We start from the raw sequence: 21,150 nt of genomic DNA, 5'->3' as shown, positions 1-21,150 counted from the left end.
GTTCAGGCAGCGTGTTTAGCGCACGGCCACTTCGGCTTGAATCAGACAAGATGATCAATTTCGATGCTCTGCGGATTATCGCTTCGATTGGTATCGTCTGGCACCATTCTCACTTTTTCTTCTACACTGAAGCGGCACGCCCAGAAATTATCGCTCGAACGCAGAGCTTCGCACTTTTCGTGGACCTGTTTTTTATTATCTCTGGCTACGTTATTACTTTCCTATACAAAGAAAAAATAACATCTTCTTCCAAGTATAGCATGTTTATGCGCAAGAGAGTAGCGCGCCTGCTCCCCTTGCACTGGCTAACTTTTTTAGTTTCATTCGCTGTTTGGACACTGGCTTTTACGACCGGTACACAGATAAATAACCCACCCTCTTATGACTTGGTCTGCATCACCAGCACGGTGTTTCTAATTCACGCAATGGTTCCGTGTGGCGGTGAACATTTCAATGGCGTCAGTTGGTCGGTAAGCGCCGAGATGGTTATGTATGTGGTATTTCCGCTAGTTATGCTGTTGGCGCGTCGGCGGGCCTTGTTTTCATCAGCTGTACTAGCTCTTCTGGTAACTGCATTTGCGCTGCAGATCGCCACGGGCTGGCACTGGAAGGAACTGCATCCTCTCGTCCGTGCTATGATCGGTTTTAGTTTTGGCACCGGGCTTATGCTATATCGGACGGTCTTGTTGAGGGTTCCGGTGCCAAGATGGGCCTTGCTGGCGCTCGTGGCGGCGCTTTGCATAGAAATGCAGATCGGCGTGCACGACGCTATCGTGATGCTCAATATATATATCCTTTGCATTTTCGCTGTCGCTGCAGACGCCCGTCGTGAGCACCCGCTCATTTTCCGCATAATTGCACCCTTGGGACAACTTACCTACAGCCTCTACATGTGGCACCCCATTGCGATTCTCATAGTCATGAACGCGATCGGCGACAAAATTCTTGGCTGGAGCGGCTCGTGGCACATGATTGCGCTTTCCGCATTTTGTTATTCATTCTGCCTCGCGCTGGCTTATTTGTCCTGGGCTTGGTTCGAGGGGCCAAGTCGGTTGCTGATCGCAGGACGAAAACAAGCTCAGCCATTGAGGGGCGGCTTTAAACCAGGCGATTCATGAGGCGGGTGTCGACAAGGAGGACGGTTTATAGCTTGATCTGGACCGCTCTGTGCCTTGGCGTTTTCCTGTTTGGCTTGAAGGGCGAGATGCGCGGCCATATGAGCGGCGTTGCGATGCTCTTTGTCTCCACAGTTCTTGTTTATACCTATTTCCACAACGTGTTTTCTCCCTCGTCTGGCCCGGCAACGAAGATGTTCACCTTTGGTTTCGCCTTTTTCATAGGCCTTCCGGGCGCAGCTCAAGTTCTGACTGGGAAATTTTATTGGGGAGCAGCGAGCTATTCCGATGCCGAGTACTGGATCGCCTTCCTCATTTTTTCAACTTTCGTGGGCGTTTTCTTCGCAGTTTCGTCCCCAATCGACCGGCGGTTGCGCCGATTGGTTTCCCTCGGTCCCCGGCGCACCTTGGCGTCTCCGACTGTTCAACTGCATCAGCTGAGGGTGTTCATTTTCTTCTCCATCGCCTGTGCGTTTTCTGCGGCATTAATTTTGTCCTATCTTTATTTTCAAGTCGGTCCGGCCTCGATTTTTGGTACGCGCTACACCTCAATGGTGGCATTTGAAACGAGCGGATCGCTCAACACGACAGTTATGGGGCTGACAAAGTCTCTTGGGCGTCAACTTGCCCTGCTAGGGTTTGGAGGGGCTATTATTGTCTGGCTCATCAGCCGGAGTTCGAACCGGCATTTCCACTCTGTAGCTTTTCTATTGGTCGCGGGTTCAATCGCGCTACTGGCTAACTATCCGAGCTCTACACCGCGCACACACATTTTCGCTATGCTCTTGCTGGCCGGCTTCGTGGTTGAGATCCAAAGGGTTTCTCCCTTGCGATGGTTTTATTTGGTGTTCCCAGCCGCCTTCTATTCAATTGCACCGCTGATGCGCAACTTCAATCGAGGTAGCAATATCAATTTCGACGTGGCCATTCCATCATTCGCCGAAGTAATAACTCACGGCGATTTAGATGCCTACCAGCAGCTTCTAAATGCTGTTCAGTTCACCGGCGAGACAGGGCACAAGCTCGGAATTCAGAATTTTTCGGCAATATTTTTCTTTATTCCGCGCTCGATTTGGCCACACAAAGCAGAACCCAGCGGACAAATCGTAGCCGAGCACATGGGCTACATTTACACCAATCTTAGTATGCCAATGCCGGCAGAGGCTTGGATCGATTTCGGCCTATTTGGCGTCATACTTTTTGCCGTTATGCTCGCACTGGCAGTTAAGTTGCTGGAGCACGCAGAACGGGCGCGTCGTAGCACGATAAGCCTGTTTTTGACACTGTCATTAGTTGCCACAGCTGCCTATGCGCCAATTATGTTGCGCGGTTCGGCCATGGCCGCCGCTAGCAATGTCGCAGTTGCGGTAATGCTGCCGCTCGTCGTCAGTTTGGCTCTGAAGCTGACCGCATCACGTGGTGACCGAAACTCAGCGACTGTGCCGAGTGTGCGGCGTGTCCAAATCCACAAATGAAGAGCGGCAATATGCCTCAGAATGACTTACTTGCCGGATACAGGACGGCGGTAGGGCGCCTTGCGGGCTTTTCCGGCGACGCAGGCGGACAAGCTGCGTTTGGCTTCCTCATTATCGCCCTAGCGGCGCGGGCCAGCGAGTTGGAGGCATTTGGCACTTTTGCTTTCACGCTAGCACTGGTGGGATTGCAGGCACCATTGGGCGTATTTGGTCTGCGGGCGTTGATCTATAGCCGCGTGGCCGCCCGTAGAACCGGTCGTCATCGCTTGATCTCCATCGCGTTCTGGAGCTGTCTTCCGTTATCTTGCCTACTGTATTTGGGATCAGTGTTTATTATACTTTCTCTTGGGCAACAGGATTTAGCTCTACTATATTCATTTTGCGGGCTGAAAGTGCTGGCTGCGCCAGCCCAAATTATTCTTGCCGATCACGAGGCTCGTTATGCAATTCGGGACTATGTCCCGCTGCGCATCGCTAGTATCTCTTTTGCTTCGTTAGCTGCAGTCTGGCTGTTTATGGCGGGCGAGGGCGTGGAGGCTATGGCACTCGTCTGGGGTGGGGAGAGCGTGCTCTTCGCCCTGGCGCTCTGGGCAGCCACGCTCAAGCGTGTGCGTATGCCGAGAGCACTATGGATGCGTCAGCGTGCACTTTTCTACAAGGCGGCACCGCTGGCGATTCAGACGGTGTTTGTGGTCCTCTATCTCCGATTTGACCAAATTTACGTGCAACTGCGCTTCGGGCAAGCAGAGCTAGCCATCTACGCTGCCGCGGCGCGAATAGCGGAAGCAGGCAACTTGGCGTTCGGCATAGTAGTTTTGATGTTGACGCCGTACCTAATCCGGGAAGCGGTCGACGGATCGCTCTCGCGCAGGAGCTTCGTCGCTCTTGTCGCGATCGCAGCGGCGACATTGTTTGCCAGCTTCTCCGCACTTTTTTTTGGGGCGGCTGTTCTAAGGACTATTTTCGGTGCACCGTATCAGCCCGGTCAGACGATACTCGCTATCTATATTCTCTCAACTGCGTTTGTTGCTTATAGCTCCATGGCTTCGCGCATCGCTACGTCGTTGGGTGCGACAGGTGTATCAGCACTGACAGCTGCGGCTGGCGCCGCAGCAAATATCGTGCTCTCGATTGCCTTGGGCGAACTGATGGGTCCTGCCGGCGTGGCGGGCGCCACTGTCCTGAGTTATGCACTGGTGGTAGCATTGCTCGTATCCTATCTTAAAGTACGATCAAAAAGATAAATCCTGTGCTTATGACGTGACTCCTGCTCTGCCCCCTGAATTCTGGACTGACGTGACCCCTTGTGACCTGCGACCCATTTGGTCCCGCACTTGATTGCCTATGACGTGACCCCCTGATCTTCCTGCAAGTTTGATTAGAGTTGGCCCTTATGAAAGGGGCAGATTCTCGAAATAACTGAGGGACCGAAGGGTCTCAGGTCACCCGTTAATCATTGAATTTGTCCAGCCATAATAGCCACTTTTTGCAGCTTCATACTGCTTGCGTGTTCGCGAGAGTGATAGGGCGCGTGTCGCGGCAAGCGTGTTGGGAGTGTCAACAAAAGTCTGAAGAGCATTTAGGTACGCATTTGGGTCTGCCGCGCTTTCCCTAGGTATAAGGATACCGCCCATGGCCCGCATGTCCTCGGCAATACAACCTCTGTCAGTAGATATGACGGCGCAGCCCGCGATCAGTGCCTCAAGTAAAACAATCGGCTGAGCTTCGTGATAATAGCGTGTCGGAAACACGAAAATATCCAGTGCGCGGAAAAATTGAACTTTTTTGCCCCCAAATATTGGGCCGAGGTATTGAAGGCTGCCTGCCAATCTGTCTTTAGCCTTGTCGATGTATTCCGTTTCGAGTGCGGAACTAGGAGCACCAGCAAGAATGAATTCCACCGGAAGACCTCTTGTTTTTGCAAGTTCAGCAATTTCGATGAACGTATCTAGGCCTTTTTCGAAGCTCAAATTTGAGAGGTGCCCAACGCGAATTGGTGCTTGAGCTTTTATGCGCGGGAGGCTTCTTGCGGCATTCCAGAATTGAGCCGACTGGGCCAAGTTGTGGTTTAGGACATAACCCCTCGGCGTCGTGTACTGAGCGAAGAACGCATCGGCCATCCCCTGGCTCAGGAAAACATGCTTGCTTCTCGGTCCAAGCAGTCGATTTATGGTGCTCACAATGCCGCGTGGTGAATTGATGTATCCAAAGCTGTGGTGATGAAGGGTTACCGGGAGTGCTTTAACGCGGGCAATGAGGAGCGTTAGCAAGGTTAGGAACAATGCGCGGTCGCCTTCGCAAACGTGATAGAGCGTTGCGGGACGGTCTGTTGGCAGAAATAGCAGTTGGCACCAGTATTTGACATACCGCAACACTTTCCACGCTATTGCTGATTTACCTAATCGCGTTCCGTTCACATTCAGACGGGTCACGTGGCCCGGTGCGCGCCCTTCCAAGTCTTTCGCTATCGTAGCAAAGCTCAAAGAGTTGCCCGTCACCGGAGGAGGAAAGCCACCCAACAGATAAATATGCGGCTGCGGTTTGCCTTTTTTCCCGATTCCAGAGCTCTTAAGGGGCATTACGAATTCTCACGCTAGAAATTTTATGGAAAGCGACCCTTGAGCACGCGCGGCCTAAATGCTCAGCCTCTCTGTTGACGCCTAAATAGAAGATCAGCTTGGACTAAATTTCTGGTTTCATCTCCGGTGCTATTGAATCGCCCTGTGCAAGAGAAACCCATCTCCTCAAGATATGTGGTCACGCCGTCGGCAAGTTTCTGGCCCTCGTATAGTTCCGTGAATGAGGCTTCCACATAGATGCATTCGAATGAGTGGATCAGTGCGGACGCACCCTGAAGCACCTCATACTCGAAGCCTTGGACATCTATCTTCAGGAGCGCTGGCCGCGTGAGTGTTTTGATCATTGTGTCAAGCCGCTCGACGGGCACGGTAACTGTACCTACCTCGTCCATTCTGTAGAGTCGTTTTTGAGCTTCCCCGAGTGGCAGCAGCGACGAGCTGTCTGCGCGTGTTGCCAGATGTAGCTCGGCAGTACCTGTCTGAGTACCAAGCGCACACTCATGGCTAGTAACCCGAGAACCTAGAAGATGATCCAGTTTTGCACGTGGACCGGGCTGCGGCTCGAAGCAGTGCAATTCGGCCAGCGGCCATTGGGTTGCAGCAAAGAAAGCAAACTGACCTTTGTTCGCACCGACATCGACCACCGTTTTGAAGTCGAAGTCCTTAAGTGCCTCGCGATGCTCGACGGTCGGTGCGACGCCCTGCAGCAGGGCCGGCCAATAAGCCGGGCTGGAGGCTAGTGCCATGAGTTTAGAGAGCGATGCCATTACATGGCCTATACCTAACGGTTGTTGATTGCGGGTTGGCCAGCTTTGAGCTTATCGGCTTTAACGCGCCTTGATGGAACTGAATCGAGAAATGCGCCTTCAGCGGCGAGCAGGATTGCATTCATGTCCAGGCGAAACATTGCAGCAGCATGTGCCTTCCGGCCTAGCATTTCGCGCTGAAGGCCGTCGTCGGCCAGTTTTTCGAGAGCTATCGCGAATGCCTGTGCATCTCCAGGTGCTGTCGCGACGCCGCAGTCTTCTATTTCGGTTGCAAGCCCACTGCCAGGCGCAGCGGTTGCTACGACGGGGCGGCCGGAGGCGAGCATGCCGGTCAGCTTCGATGGCAGCACAAGGTCTGTGGCACCAGCTTTTTGCGGGAGCATATGAATGTCTGCAGCGCCCAAAAGGTCGTTCAATTTTCCAAGGGGCTGCAGCGGCAGGAGCGAAATATTGGGATGCGTTCTAGCAGCCTGCGCGAATGTATCGCGGCCGGAGCCGTTGCCGCAGATGACAAAGCGAATATCCGTGCGGTGAGCAAGCAACCGCGCGGCATCAATGATGACCTCCATGCCTTGCTTGTTGGCAATATTACCGGAGTAAAGACAAATGATGTCGTTCTCACTTGCATTCCACTGCGCACGATAAGGCGATGGTGTGGTGAGCGGGTGAATGGATGTGACATCCACCCAATTCCTCAGTTCGTGGATATTCTGAGGAGCGACACCTTTTTTTTCCAGTAGCTCAGCCATTTTGGCGGAGATAGTTGATACATGGTCAAAGCGTTTAAGTATCCTGCGCTCGATCCATTTAGCCGTTCGGCGCAATGAGCCATGACTGAGCAGACCCAATTCAAAGGCTGCATCCAGCTCAAAGTCCTGAACGTGAAGCCATGCAACGGCGCCTCCAAGCCGGGCAGCGCCCCATGTGGCGGGTGCAGCAGCAAGGGCGGGGGCAATTCCGATGACCAGATGTGGCCGCCAGCGGGCAGCGATCCACGCAAGCGGTATCGCACTTGTCAGGGCGAATGATGCGAGGTGCAGCAGCCTGTTTGGGCCGCTTGGGTTAGCGGGGACATAGATGGGGCAGCGCAAAATGCGTATGCGATCTTCGGCGTCGCGTACATATTCGCTGGCCGTGTATCCGGCGCGGATTTTCCACTCAGGATAGTACGGAGGGGCAGTCACAACGCGTATGTCATGACCCCTGGCCGCGAGCCAACGTGCCATCTCACTCGTATACTTCGGAATTCCAATCTCATCCGGTGCGTAATTGATGCCATGAATGAGGATTCGCATATTGCCCATAGGATTGCTCAATAGGCACTTGTTTGGAATGGAAGCACGATCATAGTCCGTAGCAGGATCTTTATGTCCAGCCAGAGCGACCAGTTCTCGATATAATAAAGGTCGTACTTGATACGGGCCTCCATTTTTTCAGGTGTGTCGGTTTCCCCCCGTAGGCCATTGACCTGAGCTAAGCCGGTCATGCCGGGTTTGACCCTGTGGCGGTTGGCATAATGGCCGATAATTGTCGCGTAATGTCTGTTGTGGGTCAGCGCGTGTGGACGCGGGCCTACCAGCGACATGTCACCGCGGATGACGTTGATGAGCTGTGGCAACTCATCAAGGCTGGTGCGTCTTAGGATTGCGCCAAGTCGCGTGATGCGCGCGTCATTCCTGCGTGCCTGTTTCACTGTGTTGCTGTCCTCCATCACGACCATGCTGCGGAACTTCAGCATCGTGATGATCTCGTGGTTGAAGCCGTTGCGTCTTTGTTTGAACAAGGCGGGCCCCTTGCTTTCCAGGCGTATGGCAATGGCAATCAGCAGCATCAGCGGTGATGCGGTCACAAGCAGTAGTGTGGCAACAATGCGATCGAAGGTCGTCTTTGCCACCCATGCCCATTCGCCTATCGGGCGTTTGAGGGCTGAGATCAGGGGCATGTCATCAAGGTAGCTGACGCTGGGTGCGGTGCCTTCGATCAGCGGCATACCGGGGCACATGCGAATATCAATGGGCAATACAGCAAGCGTCTCTATCAGCTGGTCCAATCGTGTGCGCGCGCTCATGGGTACTGTAATGATGATTTCGTCGAGAGGTTCCCGCTGGCCGCGGTTAACAAGGTCCTGGGTCGTGCCGATCGGGGCGAGCGTTCCCGTGCCGTTGTCCCTGTCTGGCGAGCGGTCGTCAAAAATGCCGACCAGCACCAGTTCCGGGTTGCGGTTGCACAGGTGTAGCGACAGTCTGTCCGCCACCGGGCCTGCGCCCACAATCGCGACGTGGCGTGCCAGTCCTGCTTGTCCAATAAGCCACATTGCAAGGTGCCGGACGACGACGCGGCCCAATAGTATGGCGGCAGGTGTGGATATGGCCCACAGCAAAACCCAGCCACGCGAAAATTCTTCGGATGTCTTGGTGAGAAAAGCCATCACGATCAGGCTGATGATTGCCAGAAACCAGCCAACAATCGCTTTTTGTAAAGTTGCGTAGCGCGGGCGCAACACGCTTTCGCTGCGGTACAGGTGCAGGTACGCGAAAATACCCAGTGTTATGATGCCTGCAATAAAGCTCAGCCCCAACGTACGCTGAATGTCGATTGTCTCCTGCAAGACGAGGCCTGCATACAGGAACTCAGCAACCACAGCGCTGATGACGATTGCGGCCAGATCAACAAGCGTCACGCTCTCACTGATAACGCGAACCAAAGGGCTGCGGCGGGTCGCACCTTTGGGCGGCACGCCTGATTCAGGTTCACTTTCGCGTTGCCTATCGTAAGCATGGGGCACGTCGTCGGGCGATTGCTGATGTGTCAGATGCTTAGTCATGATCCTTGCGGTCTAAACTGGGCAGGCAGACGATCATTCCCGACCGCTTTAACGCATTGAAAGCAAGCTGTTTTCGTTGCGGAAGCAGAGTATGCATAATCCGGACGAAATATGGAAAGCGAGAAAACGGCATGGGAAGTCTGTGCTTTTCTGTTACGCCTTTGATGCAACATCCTGATAACAGCAAGTCCCGCGCCAACTCGCTCGCCCCTTAATCCTCGCGCGTCGACGTAATAAACAACAACAAGGCTATGTACAATATTATAATTGACATAAGCAAGGTGGGTTATTAGGTAATCCGCACGCGAATTGAGGGGCCTCGGTATTGGGTTGGCCATCAGGCGCATAGTCAGGAGAGTGACCCTTATGGACCGTCTCGACCAGCTTGAGGCGCAGAGCATTTATATTCTGCGCGAGGCGTTTAACCGGATCGACAACATCGCAATGCTGTGGTCGCTCGGCAAAGACTCCAACGTCATGGTCTGGTTGTCACGCAAGGCGTTTTTCGGCCATTTGCCGTTTCCCGTGGCGCATCTTGATACCGGGCTTGAGTTCGACGAGACCTACGCGTTTCGCGATCGCTACGCCAGGGAGTGGGACCTGAAACTCATCAAGGACATGTGCCCGCCGATCGAGAAAATTGACCCCACCCTCCCACCTGCCTCTCGCCTGGCCGCCCGCAAGACGGCCGGCGTGAAGGAGGCGATCGAGAAATACGGCTTCAACGGTCTTATCACCGGCATTCGGCGCGACGAGCAATCAATGCGCGCCAAGGAGCGGGTGTTCAGCCCGCGCGGCTCCGACGGTCAGTGGGATTTTCGCGATCAACCGCCGGAGTTCTGGGATCAGTACAAGACGGACTATCCCGACGGCACGCACATCCGCATCCACCCGCTGCTGCATTGGACGGAGCTTGATGTGTGGCGCTACATCCAGCGCGAGGAAATCCCGCTGGTGCCGCTGTATTTTGCCAGGGACGGCAAGCGCTTCCGGTCGCTGGGGGAAAAAGGCATCACGTTCCCCATCGACAGCCACGCGGCAACGATTGAAGAGATCATCGCCGAGCTTGAAACCATTCGCACCGAAGAGCGGGCAGGCCGCGCCATGGACCATGACAGCGAGGACGCGTTCGAGCGTCTGCGCGCTGATGGCTACATGTAGGCGGGAGAAAAATAATGACAAACCAAGCTGTAAATCTCGCTGCCGTGCCTGATGCTGACGCACTGGCCGCGCGCGTACGTGACTTGTTGCGGATTGTGATTGTGGGCCATGTTGACCATGGCAAGTCCACCCTTGTGGGTCGCCTGTTCCATGACACGGGGTCGTTGCCGGAAGGTAAGTACGAGGCAATTCAGGCCATGTGCGAACGGCGCGGCATGCCGTTTGAGTGGGCGTTCTTGATGGACGCTATGCAGGCGGAGCGGGATCAGGGCATCACAATTGATACGTCGCAGATATGGTTCAAGACCGAGCAACGGGACTACACGATTATTGATGCGCCGGGCCACAAAGAATTTCTGAAAAACATGATTACGGGTGCTGCGCAGTCTGATGCAGCGCTGCTGATTATTGATGCGGCTGAAGGCGTGCGTGAGCAGTCGCGTCGGCACGGCTACTTGCTGCACTTGATGGGTATTCGTCAGGTGGCGGTGGCCGTCAACAAGATGGACATGGTGGATTACGAGCAGGAGCAGTTCGACCTCATTGAGGAAGAATATCGCGACTACCTCACTTCCATTGGCGTGACGCCGACATTCGTCATTCCCGTGTCCGCGCGCGAGGGTGACAACATCGCCGAGCAATCCACCAACATGGCCTGGTACAACGGCCCCACCGTCGTTAAAGCGCTGGATAGCTTCTTGCCGTCAGCGCCTACTGTCGATCAGGCGCTGCGGTTCCCCATTCAGGATGTCTACAAGTTTGACACGCGCCGCATTATTGCAGGCCGCCTTGAAGCAGGCTCGCTGAATGTGGGCGACACACTGGTGTTCTCGCCGTCAAACAAGAGCGCCAAAGTGGCGAGCATCGAAGGGTGGTCATCCAAGGGTACGTTTGAAAACCCGTCGTCGGCACAGGCAGGCGAAAGCGTTGGCGTGACGCTGGATGAACAGATTTTTGTTGAGCGTGGCGACATGGCCAGCCACGTCGAGCAAGCGCCTGTGGAAACGGACGTATTCCGTGCACGGTTGTTCTGGCTTGGCAAAGAGCCGCTTACCGTAGGCAAGACTTACAAGCTCAAACTCAACACGTTTGAAGCGCGCGTCCAGGTGCAGGAGATTGAGCGTATCATTGATACGACGGATCTTTCGGCAACCGATGCGGGCCAGGTTGAGCGCAATCAGGTCGCCGAGATTGTTTTGCGTTCCAAGCGGATGCTGGCGCTTGATAGTTTTGTCGATAGTCCGCGCACGGGTCGCTTTGTGCTCATTGATGGGTACGATATTTCCGGCGGCGGTATCATTTCCATGGAAGGCTATGCCGACCAGCGCGACCTGATTACCCAAAAATCCACCAACATCACCAAGGTCGAGCATGGCATCACGCTTGATGCGCGCGCGGTGCGCAATGGCCACAAGGGTGGCGTGCTGTGGCTGACCGGACTTTCGGGTGCCGGTAAATCTACGCTGGCGGTGGAGCTGGAAAAGCGGCTGTTTGAAAAAGGCATGAATGCATTTGTGCTGGACGGTGACAATGTACGCCACGGGCTCAACGCCAATCTTGGGTTTTCACCCGAAGACCGGGCCGAGAACATTCGCCGCGTCGGCGAAGTGTCTGCGTTGTTTGCGCAGTCGGGCGCCATCGCTATTACGTCCTTCATTTCGCCCTATCGCTCGGACCGTGATCGGGCGCGGGAGGCTGCAGGCGAGCATTTCCACGAAGTGTATGTGGCGGCTGATCTGGCAACCTGCGAAGAGCGTGACCCCAAAGGTCTCTATAAAAAGGCACGGGCAGGCGAGATTTCCGACTTCACCGGCATTTCTGCGCCCTATGAGGCACCGGACAGTCCTCAAGTCACTGTTGATACGTCCACATGCGACATTGAGGAGTGTGTTCAGCAGTTGGTGGACTACGTGGAAGCCAATTTCAGCGTTTGACGCGTTAACCCTTTATCGCTGATGCACGGCTGCATTGATGTGGTATTGTCCCTTTATGGGACACGTGCGCACCATAACCCTGGATGCATCCTGGCAGCAGCAGACTTCTTTCGCTGCGGCAGTATCTGCGCGGCTGGACGAGATGCGGCGCGGGGTTGATGCTGACCTTGCCGCACATGGCACGGGCATCGCCGACAGATATCGCGCACAGCGGGCTGATGCCCTGCAACGCGGTGACTGGTCACTATTCAAAAAGGTTGATGACAAGCTGACATATCTGCAGAGCGTAGCGCGCTCGCCCGCCTGACCTTCTCTTAAGGATCCGGGTTCAAGGTTCTGGAAATTGCTGTGGATATGCGGCACATAGGTGTTTCAGTGTGCGTATAGCGCCAACACCTAGCATCCGGGCCTGCCAATGACACAGAAGACCGCACTTATTTCCGGCATTACCGGGCAGGACGGCGCTTACCTTGCGGAGCTCTTGCTGGGCAAGGGCTACAAGGTGCACGGCATAAAGCGGCGCTCATCGTCATTCAATACCGGGCGGGTGGATCATCTCTATATTGATCCGCATGAGGACGATGCGTCCTTTGAGATGCATTATGGAGACCTTACAGATGCAACCAACCTCATTCGCATTGTGCAGGAAGTGCAGCCCGACGAGATTTATAATCTTGCAGCGCAAAGCCACGTGCAGGTGAGTTTTGAAACGCCCGAATATACAGCGAACTCTGACGCCATCGGTACACTGAGGCTCCTGGAAGCAATCCGCATTCTGGGTATGGAGCAGAAAACGCGCTTCTATCAGGCATCAACTTCGGAACTGTACGGCAAGGTGCAGGAAACCCCGCAGCGCGAAACGACACCGTTTTATCCGCGCAGCCCCTATGCTGCTGCTAAGCTGTATGCCTACTGGATTACGGTGAACTACCGCGAAGGGTATGGCATGCATGCCTCCAACGGCATCCTGTTCAACCATGAAGGCCCAACGCGCGGGGAGACGTTTGTTACGCGCAAAATCACCCGAGCCGTTGCTGCTATTCACCATGGGCAGCAGGAGAAGCTTTATCTGGGCAATCTAGATGCCAAGCGCGACTGGGGCCACGCACGCGATTATGTGGAAGGCATGTGGCGGATTGTGCAGCAGGATGAGCCAGATGATTTTGTGCTGGCCACGGGCGAAACCCATGCGGTACGCGAATTCGTCGAGCTCGCCTTTGCCGAAACCGGCGTGACCATTGAATGGTCAGGTTCAGGCGTTGATGAAAAGGGCAGTTGTGCAAAAACCGGAAAGGTGCTGGTTGAAGTGGACGCGCGCTATTTCCGTCCCACGGAAGTAGACCTGCTTCTGGGCGACCCAACGAAAGCGCACGAAAAACTTGGTTGGTCACACACAACTCCGTTTCATCAGCTGGTGTCTGAAATGGTGGCGGCCGACCTGGCGCTTACCAACTCAAATCTTTGACCCATGGATCTTTCGGGAAAACGTATTTATCTGGCGGGCCATGCGGGCATGGTGGGGTCTGCTGTTTACCGCAAGCTTGCGTCTGAAAACTGCCAGGTGCTGACAACCAGCCGTCGTGATGTTGATTTGCGCGATCAGGCGGGTGTGCGGACCTGGATGGCTGACGCAAAACCGGATGCTGTGATTGTTGCGGCTGCCAGGGTTGGCGGCATTCTGGCCAACGATACTCAACCTGCTGATTTTTTGTACGATAACCTGATGATTGAGGCGAACCTCATTCATTCAGCGTTTGAAGCGCGTGTTGAGAAACTGCTGTTTCTTGGGTCGTCGTGCATTTACCCAAAGCACGCTGACCAGCCGATGCGTGAAAACGCCTTGTTGACGGGGCCTTTGGAGCCTACCAACGAATGGTACGCGATCGCGAAAATTGCGGGCATCAAGATGTGTCAGGCATATCGCAAACAGCACGGCTGCGATTTTATCTCGGCCATGCCCACCAACCTGTACGGCCTCAACGACAATTTTGATCTGAAGACATCCCATGTGCTGCCAGCCTTGATGGCCAAAGTACATGCTGCCAAAACTGCTGGTGACAAGAGCTACGAAGTGTGGGGCAGCGGTACGCCGTTGCGTGAGTTCATGTATGCGGATGATTGTGCTGACGCGCTGGTGCATCTGCTCAAGACATATTCGGGCGACAGCCATGTGAATGTGGGCACCGGGGAAGAAGTGTCGATCCGTCAGCTTGCAGAGACCATCTGCGATGTCATTGGCTTTGAAGGTGAACTTGTTTTTGATGCCAGCAAACCTGACGGCACGCCGCGCAAGCTGATGGACAGTAGTGCATTGCTGGGAATGGGCTGGACGCCGAAAACAGACCTGCGCGATGGCATTGCGAAGACCTACACCTGGTATCTGGAAAACGCCGCCACGCGCCGGGACTAGTGTTTTTGCAGCGTTTCTGCCGTTTTTCGCCGGCGATACATGGCAATGGCTTGTGAAAAGCGTGTTGGGCGTTTACCAAAGATGACAGTTTTGTACCCCGGCCAGGTTGGCATTTTTCAATGCTGCTGCCCGCTCCTCCCCAAGGAGCGAATTCCCAGGATTATCTCGTGACGCAACGATCGGCCTTTATCACCGGTGTAACCGGACAGGATGGCGGTGAGCTTGCGCGTCTGCTGCTTGGCAAGGGCTATCGCGTGCACGGGCTTGCGCGGGCGCCGTCACGGTTTGAGTGGTCACGGGTGGAGGGTGTATCGGGCGCGCGCCAGAACCTCTTTCTCCATAAAGGTGACATGCGTGATGCAGTCAGCATTGCCCGCGCTCTGCACGGTGCCCAGCCCGACGAGATTTATAATCTGGCAGCGCAGAGCAATGTGGGCTTGAGCTTCGAGCAGCCCGACGAGACCTTTGATGTAAATGCCGGAGGCACCCAACGATTGTTGCGCGCGACGCGGCTTTTGGGGCTTGGCGACCGCACGCGCATCTATCAGGCGTCGTCGTCGGAGATCTTCGGGCCAAGTGACGGCCATCCGCATACGGAAGAAACACCGTTTAACCCGTGCAGTCCCTATGCCGAGTCCAAGGTTCACGCCTTTGAGACCATAAAACATTATCGCGACGCGCTAGGTGTCTTTGCCTGCAACGGTATCTTGTTCAATCACGAGGGCCCGCACCGCTGGAAGGGGTTCGTTACCCGCAAGATATCCATTGCGGTAGCGGCTAAGCACCTGGACATTGAAGCCCCTCTGACGCTTGGCAATCTGGATGCCTGCCGCGACTGGGGGCATGTCAGGGATTATGTGGCGGGAATGTGGGCCATGCTACAAAACGATGTGCCTGAAGACATGGTGCTGGCTACCGGTGAAGCGCGCTCGGTGCGCTCGTTTGTTGAGGCAGCGTTTGCCTATGTGGGTCATGATGTGGTGTGGGACGGGCGCGGGTTGGATGAGCAGGGCCGCGATGCGCGGTCAGGCGAAGTGTTGGTGCGGATCAATCCAAAGTTTTACCGCCCCGTTGATCCGCCGATTGCCATTGGCGATGCGTCAACAGCGCGGCGGGTTCTCGGTTGGCGGCCACGCGTCACGTTCCAGCAACTAGTTCATGAGATGGTGCAGGCCGATATTGAGCGGTTGCGGATCTTGGCCGCGGCAGGCGAAGCCCCGTCCCTCGTGGCTGCTGTCGCGGACTGACCGAAGGGAACCGCGACTTTTTGAAGGGGTGCTTTCATGACTGTTTTGGTGACCGGCGGTGCGGGTTATATCGGCAGCCATACCGTGCTGGCTTTGGCAGACCGCGGCGAAGACGTGATCGTCCTTGACAACCTGTCGACCGGGTTTGCGTCCGTCATTCCCGATGGGGTCACTTTCGTGGAAGGCAATGTGAGTGACCGGGAATTGCTGGACCGGGTGATGGGCGACCATGACCTTGATGCAGTGATCCATTTCGCCGGGTCCATTGTTGTGCCGGATTCGGTCGCGGACCCGCTTGGTTACTACCACAACAACACGGTCAATTCGCGCGAGCTCATTGCCGCCTGTATCGCGCATCGCGTGCCACGGTTTATTTTCTCATCGACGGCAGCGGTCTACGGGACCCCTCAAATCGTTCCGGTGCGCGAGGATTCTCCCCTCGAGCCCATCTCCCCTTACGGCGCATCCAAACTCATGACCGAGTGGATGCTTCGGGATACGGCACTGGCGCATGATTTCGAATACGTAGCGCTTCGTTACTTCAATGTAGCCGGTGCCGACCCCAAGGGACGTGCGGGACAATCGACAGCGCGGGCAACCCATCTCATCAAGGTGGCTCTGGAAGCTGTTACGGGCGCGCGCGACCATGTGCAGGTCTTCGGCAATGATTACGATACGCCCGATGGTACCGGCATCCGCGATTATATTCATGTATCCGATCTCGCAGCCGCACATCTTGCAGCGCTTGATCATATGCGCTGTGGCAACAAAGGCGGACCATTCAATTGTGGGTATGGGCATGGGGCCTCCGTTTTGGAGGTGCTCGAGACAGTGCAGCGTGTATCAGGCCGGACAATCGATGTTCGCCACGCACCGCGTCGGGCAGGCGATCCGGCGGAACTCGTCTCTGACGCCACCCGCCTGCGCACACAGCTTGACTGGCAGCCCAAACTCGATGACCTGGCGGTGATCGTCGAACACGCGCTACGCTGGGAAGAACGCCTGCGACAGTCGCCGCCGGTCTGAGCAAGCTTGCATATGCGATCTGTGTTCACGGACCGATTTAACAAAAACAACTGGTCGGGAGGATGGTTGATGGGGGCTCGGCGGGTCGTGATAACCTGGTTAGTGGCCGGGTGTGCGGTTGTTTTCGGGGGCATTGCTGCGTGGGACGCTGTCGGTGAATACCAAGCAGTGCAGATACAGGAACGGTTTGACAACGCGCTTGTCGGCGAACAAGACCAGGCGGCGTTCATGGAACGTGTTTTGGAAGAACAGCCAAGTCCTGTGCTCAAGCCATCCCTTAACCAGCAGGATCTTGGGATCGGCAGGGCGTTGCTTGGACTGTTGGGCAGGCTTGGTGACGAAAGGCGTGCTTTGGCTGCCATGGCCGCTGAACGTCACCTGCGCGCGGCGCTGCGGCGGTTCCCGAATGCGCAGGGTGTCTGGCGCAGCTACGTTGCAGCGCGTTTGGTCTCGATCGGACCTGAGGTGGGCCTCGACCGCGTGGCGCAAACAGCGCTGCAGCTTGATGGGGGCAACCCGTTTACCGCCATCACACTTGTTGAACTGGTCTTGCGATATCCGCAAAACTTTTCGGCAGCCACATCATCCGGCGTGCTGGCCTCGCTGCCCAAGCTTCAAAAGGATTGGCGCATGCGTCGACCGGTGAGCAGGCTTTACGCGACGCTTCACGCCGAGGGTCAGCGCAACATGGCCATGGCATCGGATGATCCCGATCAATTGCAGGCGTGGTCCCGCCGCTATGCACCCTAATCGGTGATGCCGGTGTTCTATTTGTGATCGGCGCTCGACGTAGACTGCGCGACGCCTAGGCCCAGTGCTATGGCAAAGACCAACGCTACCGCGGGTGTCTGCACGCCAAAATCCACGGTGCCCTGTACGACAACCAGAACCGTGGAAGCTATGGCTAAGACCGGGAACATGCGATCACGGCGTCGTGTCAGGATTGCCCAGCTGCAACTCCCAACCAGCAAGGCGATGCTGGCAAACAGAAACACGGTTGCCGGCACGCCGAGTTCGAGAGTCATCTCGAGAAACACACTATGTGCTGCCTCATAATTGGGACCGAAACTCTCTGCGGTGCCAGCGTAGATGCGGAACACGTCGTCAAATGCGCCGTATCCTCCACCCAGCCAGAAATGATCCTGGATGGCTATCGCGACAATCTCATAAATCCGCGACCTGCCACCGAGCGAAGCATCAACCTGTGAGAACCGATCAAAAAGCAGGTCGCCGCTCAACAAGAACAGCACAAATCCCGCTGCAGCAATCGCCCCAAAGCTGCCCACAATGGTTGTCACCGATGCCCGCCGGGCCGCGAAATAAAGTCCGACAAGCGCCAAAACACCCAAGGCGGACGCGGTCGATGCGGCCCGTGACCCGCTCAGGATCAATGCGCTCGACCCGACAATTATGGCGAGTAGCCAGAAACCTCCAGGACCGGTCATATATGAGAGCGCCTCGCGGGCCTTGTCTGCCCGCCTCTGGCGACCGGCAATGATCGGTGCGATGAAACTCAACACTAGTGCTGTTGCAAACACTATCCCCAGGCCTGCATAGACGCCGTAGGTGTTGCGGTTCACAAAGCTTGAAGACAGCGAATCCCGATAAAATCGCTTGTCAGCCCATGCCACGGTTTCGTTGCCCGTGAGATAAACGACAAGCCCGTATACAGCGTAGGCAAATGCGATAATTGCTGCTGCTGCCAGAAGCGTTCGAGCCTTCTTGGGATCACGCGCTTCAATAACAACAATCCCGAATATCCCCGCAAGCCCAAGCAGGCTCAGCAGGTCCTCGATCGAAGCGGCAGGATCAAGCGAGATTGTACCTGTAAGGGGTTCCCCAAGCGCTTCAGCGGTAAGCTGCCAGGCCGGGTGGTGCCACGATACGGGCATGAAGGGGGCTGCCTGGAGCGCAATCCAAAGGCATGCCAACACAAAAAATGCGAGGCTCCAGCTCAAAGCCCTGTTGCCATGTGGTGGCCAACGAAGTGTTGGGCCTTTGGCTATGATGAATCCGGCAAACATCAGCAGCGATGCTGCCGACAAGACGTTTTTCCAGACCGGTTGCACTGATCCAAACGGAAGCGGTGCCCACGCCAGCAAAATGATCACACCCAGTAGCCAGGGCGATAGGCCCCATCGTTCAAGGCTCATCCCGGATGGTGTTACGACGGGTTCGGGCTGAGACATTTTGGCTGCTGACCATGAGCGTGTGACGGGAATGAGCGGCAGTCGCTTCTTTAGTCCCTTGTTGTAACGATCAGGATTGCTGCGCACCAGCCTTCAGGGGTAAGTCATCGCGCCCGTGGCCATCAGCACCAGTTATCTTGGCGGCATGTGATGCCGGGTCATGTAACAAGGGGCCATGTGACGAGCGATCATGTGCCTCGGTGGGCTGGGCCCATAACTGGGCAGCAACGTCGAGCGGATCGATGGCATGGGTTGCCCACCATGTTTTTTCATTTCCGTGGTCGTGGAGTTGTCTGTGGTGGATGGTGCAAAGGGGCACCGTGAACTCATCGCTTACTTTCTGACCAAGACCACGCCGCTGTGCATAAGTTATGTGGTGGGCCTGACTTGGTTTGCGGCCGCAGACGAGGCAGGAGAGCCCGGCTACGTATCGAAGGTGGTTTTTGTCCCGGCGGCGGGGTGGTGCGCCGATGGTCAGTTCTGACTTGTCGATGCGATTGTCACGGGCCGTTGCACTTGGCCCTACGCGCGGAGCCAATTGTTTGGCTGTCTCTGCAAGAACTGCGGACGACTGCGTGTTTTCCTGGTCTGGCAAAGCAGGTGTGCCATCTTGAGTCGGTCGTGACATGAGGAGGTCTTCAAGCCGGTGCTCGTACGTGCGCCGAAGTATTTCTGCGTAGTGGAGGCCCGCCTGGTTTTTGAGGTTTGGCGTCTCACGCACTAGTCGAGATAATTCAGGAAAGTTCAACGCCCATAGGCGCGATAGCAGTCCTAAGTCATCTGTGCCCTGAAGTAGCCTTCGTAGGCCACCGCAATAATCTGCGGCTGCGCGAAACAACCCCAAGCTCGATCCATCGGCGCCGAGCAGCGACCATGGCGGCGAAGGCGGTCGTTGTTCAATCAGCCCTTCTACGTGGGTCAGGCTTGGATCATAGAGACACAACCCGAACTTGTTGCCAAAGGTGGCAAACGCCCGTTTTGTCGCATCGGTCTCGGCCGCTTTCAGCGCGATGTCTTTTGCCTTCGCCTGGATGGTGTTGGTCCCATGACCAACCCCTGTGCCATCGCGGGCAACAGGCCCGTCGGGACTCCACACAGTCACACGTACGCGCGCTTGATAGGCCGCATGCCACGCGGGCTCCTGAAACGATACCTGCAGCGGTTCTAGCAACAGCGTCTCTCGGTCCCACCCGTCAAAGCCGAAGAGACGATTGGCCTGATCCATGACGTGCCATCCTTCCAGGTAGTGGAGGGCGGTCTCACCTTCTGTGCGGATACGGACGTGTTTTGCCGCAAGAGGTGCGGCCAAAACCCGTGTTTGATATCGCGTGAATCCCATTATTTTGTCCTCACGCTAAGGGTGTCGGGCTGGTCAATCACCTGTGTTCCTGGGACCGCCAGCCCTGACAGCACGCGTTCGCGCAGGTCTTTGCGATTGAGTTTGGCGGGTTGGGCAATCCAATAGTCCTCCGGGACTAATTGCTCATCTGTGACCGCGACAGTCGGAGGACAGGGACGCAGGCTGAGCGTTAGGTCAGGCTCCAATATTTTACGGAGCGATGTTTCGCGCATGGCGTCTGCGGCCAGTTCGCGCTTCTTGTCAGCGCGTGTCAGCAGACGGGTTCGCCTGAGCGACATCTCATCGATGCGTGCCTTTAGGGCTGACGCCAACGATTTATCGTCAAGGGATGATCTGATGACCTGTGCAACAAGTTCGGGCAGTGCACTTATCCCTTCGGTGGTATCGCTAAGCGTTTCTTCGTCGGCATCCGGGAATTCTTGAGCAAGCTTTAGGCGAAGCGTCCGGAAGGCGGCCACCGCGTGATCAACATCGATTTTGCGGACTGTTTGCATTTTTGAGCTCCTCGTTGGGTCTGATTTTGGAACTCCATGCATCCATGCAATGCGGCCAGCATCCAGTCATCTGGTCACGAAAGCAGGGGACAAAGGAGGGGATAAGCAGTGGGTTTGTGCGATTGTTGTTGACTGCGCCAGCGCTCTCGCGCGCATTGGTGAGGCGTCAGTGAATCAGCACTACAACCTCTTTAGTCACGACGTCGATTTTGATGCTGTTGGGCTTGGGTGTGGCTTGCGAACAATAGGGGTCACGATAGGCGCTGGATGATGTGCGCTGTGGATTCGGATATTTCGAAAGTGCGTGGTCGCAGAAAGGAGGGGGGCTGCCGCGGTGCTTATCTGCTCCCTTTAACCTAAAACTGCCGGATCAGGCACTCAGATATGGCACTTTTGCGCCGATTTCGCGCCTGTCATGCTTTTCGTGTTTGCACTCCCTTAACCTTCTGATCTACGGTCCGGGGCGGGGATCAGTCACGGGGAATGCCTGATACGTGCAGCAGACGAGGTGCCGAATGTCGGCACCGGGCTAGGGGACGCCGAATGGCACGTAAAACGCACAAGAACTC

General features: G+C 55.7%; 18 protein-coding genes. 11 read left to right on the top strand and 7 right to left on the bottom strand.

Translation table 11 applies throughout. From position 1 onward, the window contains the following. The first annotated feature begins 50 nt into the window (after window positions 1-50). The 3 genes from RIB87_RS11685 to RIB87_RS11675 are packed head-to-tail and all read left to right on the top strand — an operon-like array spanning window position 51 to window position 3,834. On the top strand, window positions 51-1,118 hold the full coding sequence (locus tag RIB87_RS11685) for an acyltransferase family protein (protein WP_350146816.1): 1,068 nt from the start codon (window positions 51-53) through the stop codon (window positions 1,116-1,118). 32 nt (window positions 1,119-1,150) lie between these two features. Further along, window positions 1,151-2,590: an O-antigen polymerase gene (locus RIB87_RS11680; protein ID WP_350146814.1), complete on the top strand. Its 1,440-nt coding sequence runs from the start codon at window positions 1,151-1,153 to the stop codon at window positions 2,588-2,590. Between the two features lie 11 nt (window positions 2,591-2,601). Next, window positions 2,602-3,834 carry an oligosaccharide flippase family protein gene (locus tag RIB87_RS11675; RefSeq protein WP_350146812.1) on the top strand — a complete coding sequence of 411 codons (1,233 nt, stop codon included), beginning with the start codon at window positions 2,602-2,604 and terminating at the stop codon, window positions 3,832-3,834. Between the two features lie 198 nt (window positions 3,835-4,032). On the opposite strand, the gene RIB87_RS11670 is transcribed toward RIB87_RS11675, so the two are convergent. The 4 genes from RIB87_RS11670 to RIB87_RS11655 all read right to left on the bottom strand — a co-directional run bounded on the left by RIB87_RS11670 (window position 4,033) and on the right by RIB87_RS11655 (window position 8,760). Then, a complete protein-coding gene (locus RIB87_RS11670) occupies window positions 4,033-5,169 on the bottom strand; it encodes a glycosyltransferase family 4 protein (RefSeq protein ID WP_350146810.1) in 1,137 nt (378 codons plus the stop codon). Between the two features lie 62 nt (window positions 5,170-5,231). Continuing rightward, window positions 5,232-5,936, bottom strand: coding sequence for an FkbM family methyltransferase (locus RIB87_RS11665; protein WP_350146808.1), 705 nt, complete (start codon window positions 5,934-5,936; stop codon window positions 5,232-5,234). Between the two features lie 14 nt (window positions 5,937-5,950). Then, on the bottom strand, window positions 5,951-7,231 hold the full coding sequence (locus RIB87_RS11660) for a WcaI family glycosyltransferase (protein ID WP_350146878.1): 1,281 nt from the start codon (window positions 7,229-7,231) through the stop codon (window positions 5,951-5,953). Window positions 7,232-7,248: 17 nt separating this feature from the next. Then, entirely contained in the window at window positions 7,249-8,760 is a 1,512-nt protein-coding gene (locus RIB87_RS11655; protein WP_350146806.1) for an undecaprenyl-phosphate glucose phosphotransferase, read from the bottom strand. 366 nt (window positions 8,761-9,126) lie between these two features. Between RIB87_RS11655 and cysD the strand changes: the two genes are divergently transcribed. The 8 genes from cysD to RIB87_RS11615 all read left to right on the top strand — a co-directional run bounded on the left by cysD (window position 9,127) and on the right by RIB87_RS11615 (window position 17,288). Then, the gene (gene cysD, locus RIB87_RS11650) at window positions 9,127-9,921 is read left to right on the top strand and encodes a sulfate adenylyltransferase subunit CysD (RefSeq protein WP_350146804.1); all 795 of its coding nucleotides are present in this window, start codon (window positions 9,127-9,129) and stop codon (window positions 9,919-9,921) included. 14 nt (window positions 9,922-9,935) lie between these two features. Further along, the gene (gene cysC / locus RIB87_RS11645; RefSeq protein ID WP_350146802.1) at window positions 9,936-11,855 is read left to right on the top strand and encodes an adenylyl-sulfate kinase; all 1,920 of its coding nucleotides are present in this window, start codon (window positions 9,936-9,938) and stop codon (window positions 11,853-11,855) included. 64 nt (window positions 11,856-11,919) lie between these two features. Continuing rightward, window positions 11,920-12,162 carry a hypothetical protein gene (locus tag RIB87_RS11640; RefSeq protein WP_350146800.1) on the top strand — a complete coding sequence of 81 codons (243 nt, stop codon included), beginning with the start codon at window positions 11,920-11,922 and terminating at the stop codon, window positions 12,160-12,162. Between the two features lie 108 nt (window positions 12,163-12,270). Next, window positions 12,271-13,320: a GDP-mannose 4,6-dehydratase gene (gmd, locus tag RIB87_RS11635; RefSeq protein WP_350146798.1), complete on the top strand. Its 1,050-nt coding sequence runs from the start codon at window positions 12,271-12,273 to the stop codon at window positions 13,318-13,320. Window positions 13,321-13,323: 3 nt separating this feature from the next. Beyond that, the gene (fcl, locus tag RIB87_RS11630) at window positions 13,324-14,265 is read left to right on the top strand and encodes a GDP-L-fucose synthase (RefSeq protein ID WP_350146795.1); all 942 of its coding nucleotides are present in this window, start codon (window positions 13,324-13,326) and stop codon (window positions 14,263-14,265) included. 167 nt (window positions 14,266-14,432) lie between these two features. Beyond that, complete coding sequence (locus RIB87_RS11625) at window positions 14,433-15,512, top strand: GDP-mannose 4,6-dehydratase (protein WP_350146793.1); 1,080 nt, start codon at window positions 14,433-14,435, stop codon at window positions 15,510-15,512. A 36-nt stretch (window positions 15,513-15,548) separates the two neighbouring features. Then, on the top strand, window positions 15,549-16,538 hold the full coding sequence (galE, locus tag RIB87_RS11620; RefSeq protein WP_350146791.1) for a UDP-glucose 4-epimerase GalE: 990 nt from the start codon (window positions 15,549-15,551) through the stop codon (window positions 16,536-16,538). Between the two features lie 87 nt (window positions 16,539-16,625). Next, window positions 16,626-17,288: a hypothetical protein gene (locus RIB87_RS11615; RefSeq protein WP_350146789.1), complete on the top strand. Its 663-nt coding sequence runs from the start codon at window positions 16,626-16,628 to the stop codon at window positions 17,286-17,288. Between the two features lie 17 nt (window positions 17,289-17,305). On the opposite strand, the gene RIB87_RS11610 is transcribed toward RIB87_RS11615, so the two are convergent. The 3 genes from RIB87_RS11610 to RIB87_RS11600 all read right to left on the bottom strand — a co-directional run bounded on the left by RIB87_RS11610 (window position 17,306) and on the right by RIB87_RS11600 (window position 20,581). After that, on the bottom strand, window positions 17,306-18,727 hold the full coding sequence (locus tag RIB87_RS11610; RefSeq protein WP_350146787.1) for an O-antigen ligase family protein: 1,422 nt from the start codon (window positions 18,725-18,727) through the stop codon (window positions 17,306-17,308). A 70-nt stretch (window positions 18,728-18,797) separates the two neighbouring features. Next, a complete protein-coding gene (locus RIB87_RS11605) occupies window positions 18,798-20,066 on the bottom strand; it encodes a Rad52/Rad22 family DNA repair protein (protein WP_350146785.1) in 1,269 nt (422 codons plus the stop codon). Then, window positions 20,066-20,581: a siphovirus Gp157 family protein gene (locus RIB87_RS11600; protein ID WP_350146783.1), complete on the bottom strand. Its 516-nt coding sequence runs from the start codon at window positions 20,579-20,581 to the stop codon at window positions 20,066-20,068. Before RIB87_RS11600 ends, RIB87_RS11605 begins: the two co-directional genes overlap by 1 nt. Between the last annotated feature and the right edge of the window lie 569 nt (window positions 20,582-21,150).

The sequence above is a fragment of the Pyruvatibacter sp. genome (assembly GCF_040219635.1).
In the GTDB taxonomy this organism is placed as follows: Bacteria; Pseudomonadota; Alphaproteobacteria; order CGMCC-115125; family CGMCC-115125; genus Pyruvatibacter.
The sequence above is the reverse complement of the archived record's forward strand: the minus strand, read 5'-3'. Positions and strand labels throughout refer to the sequence as shown.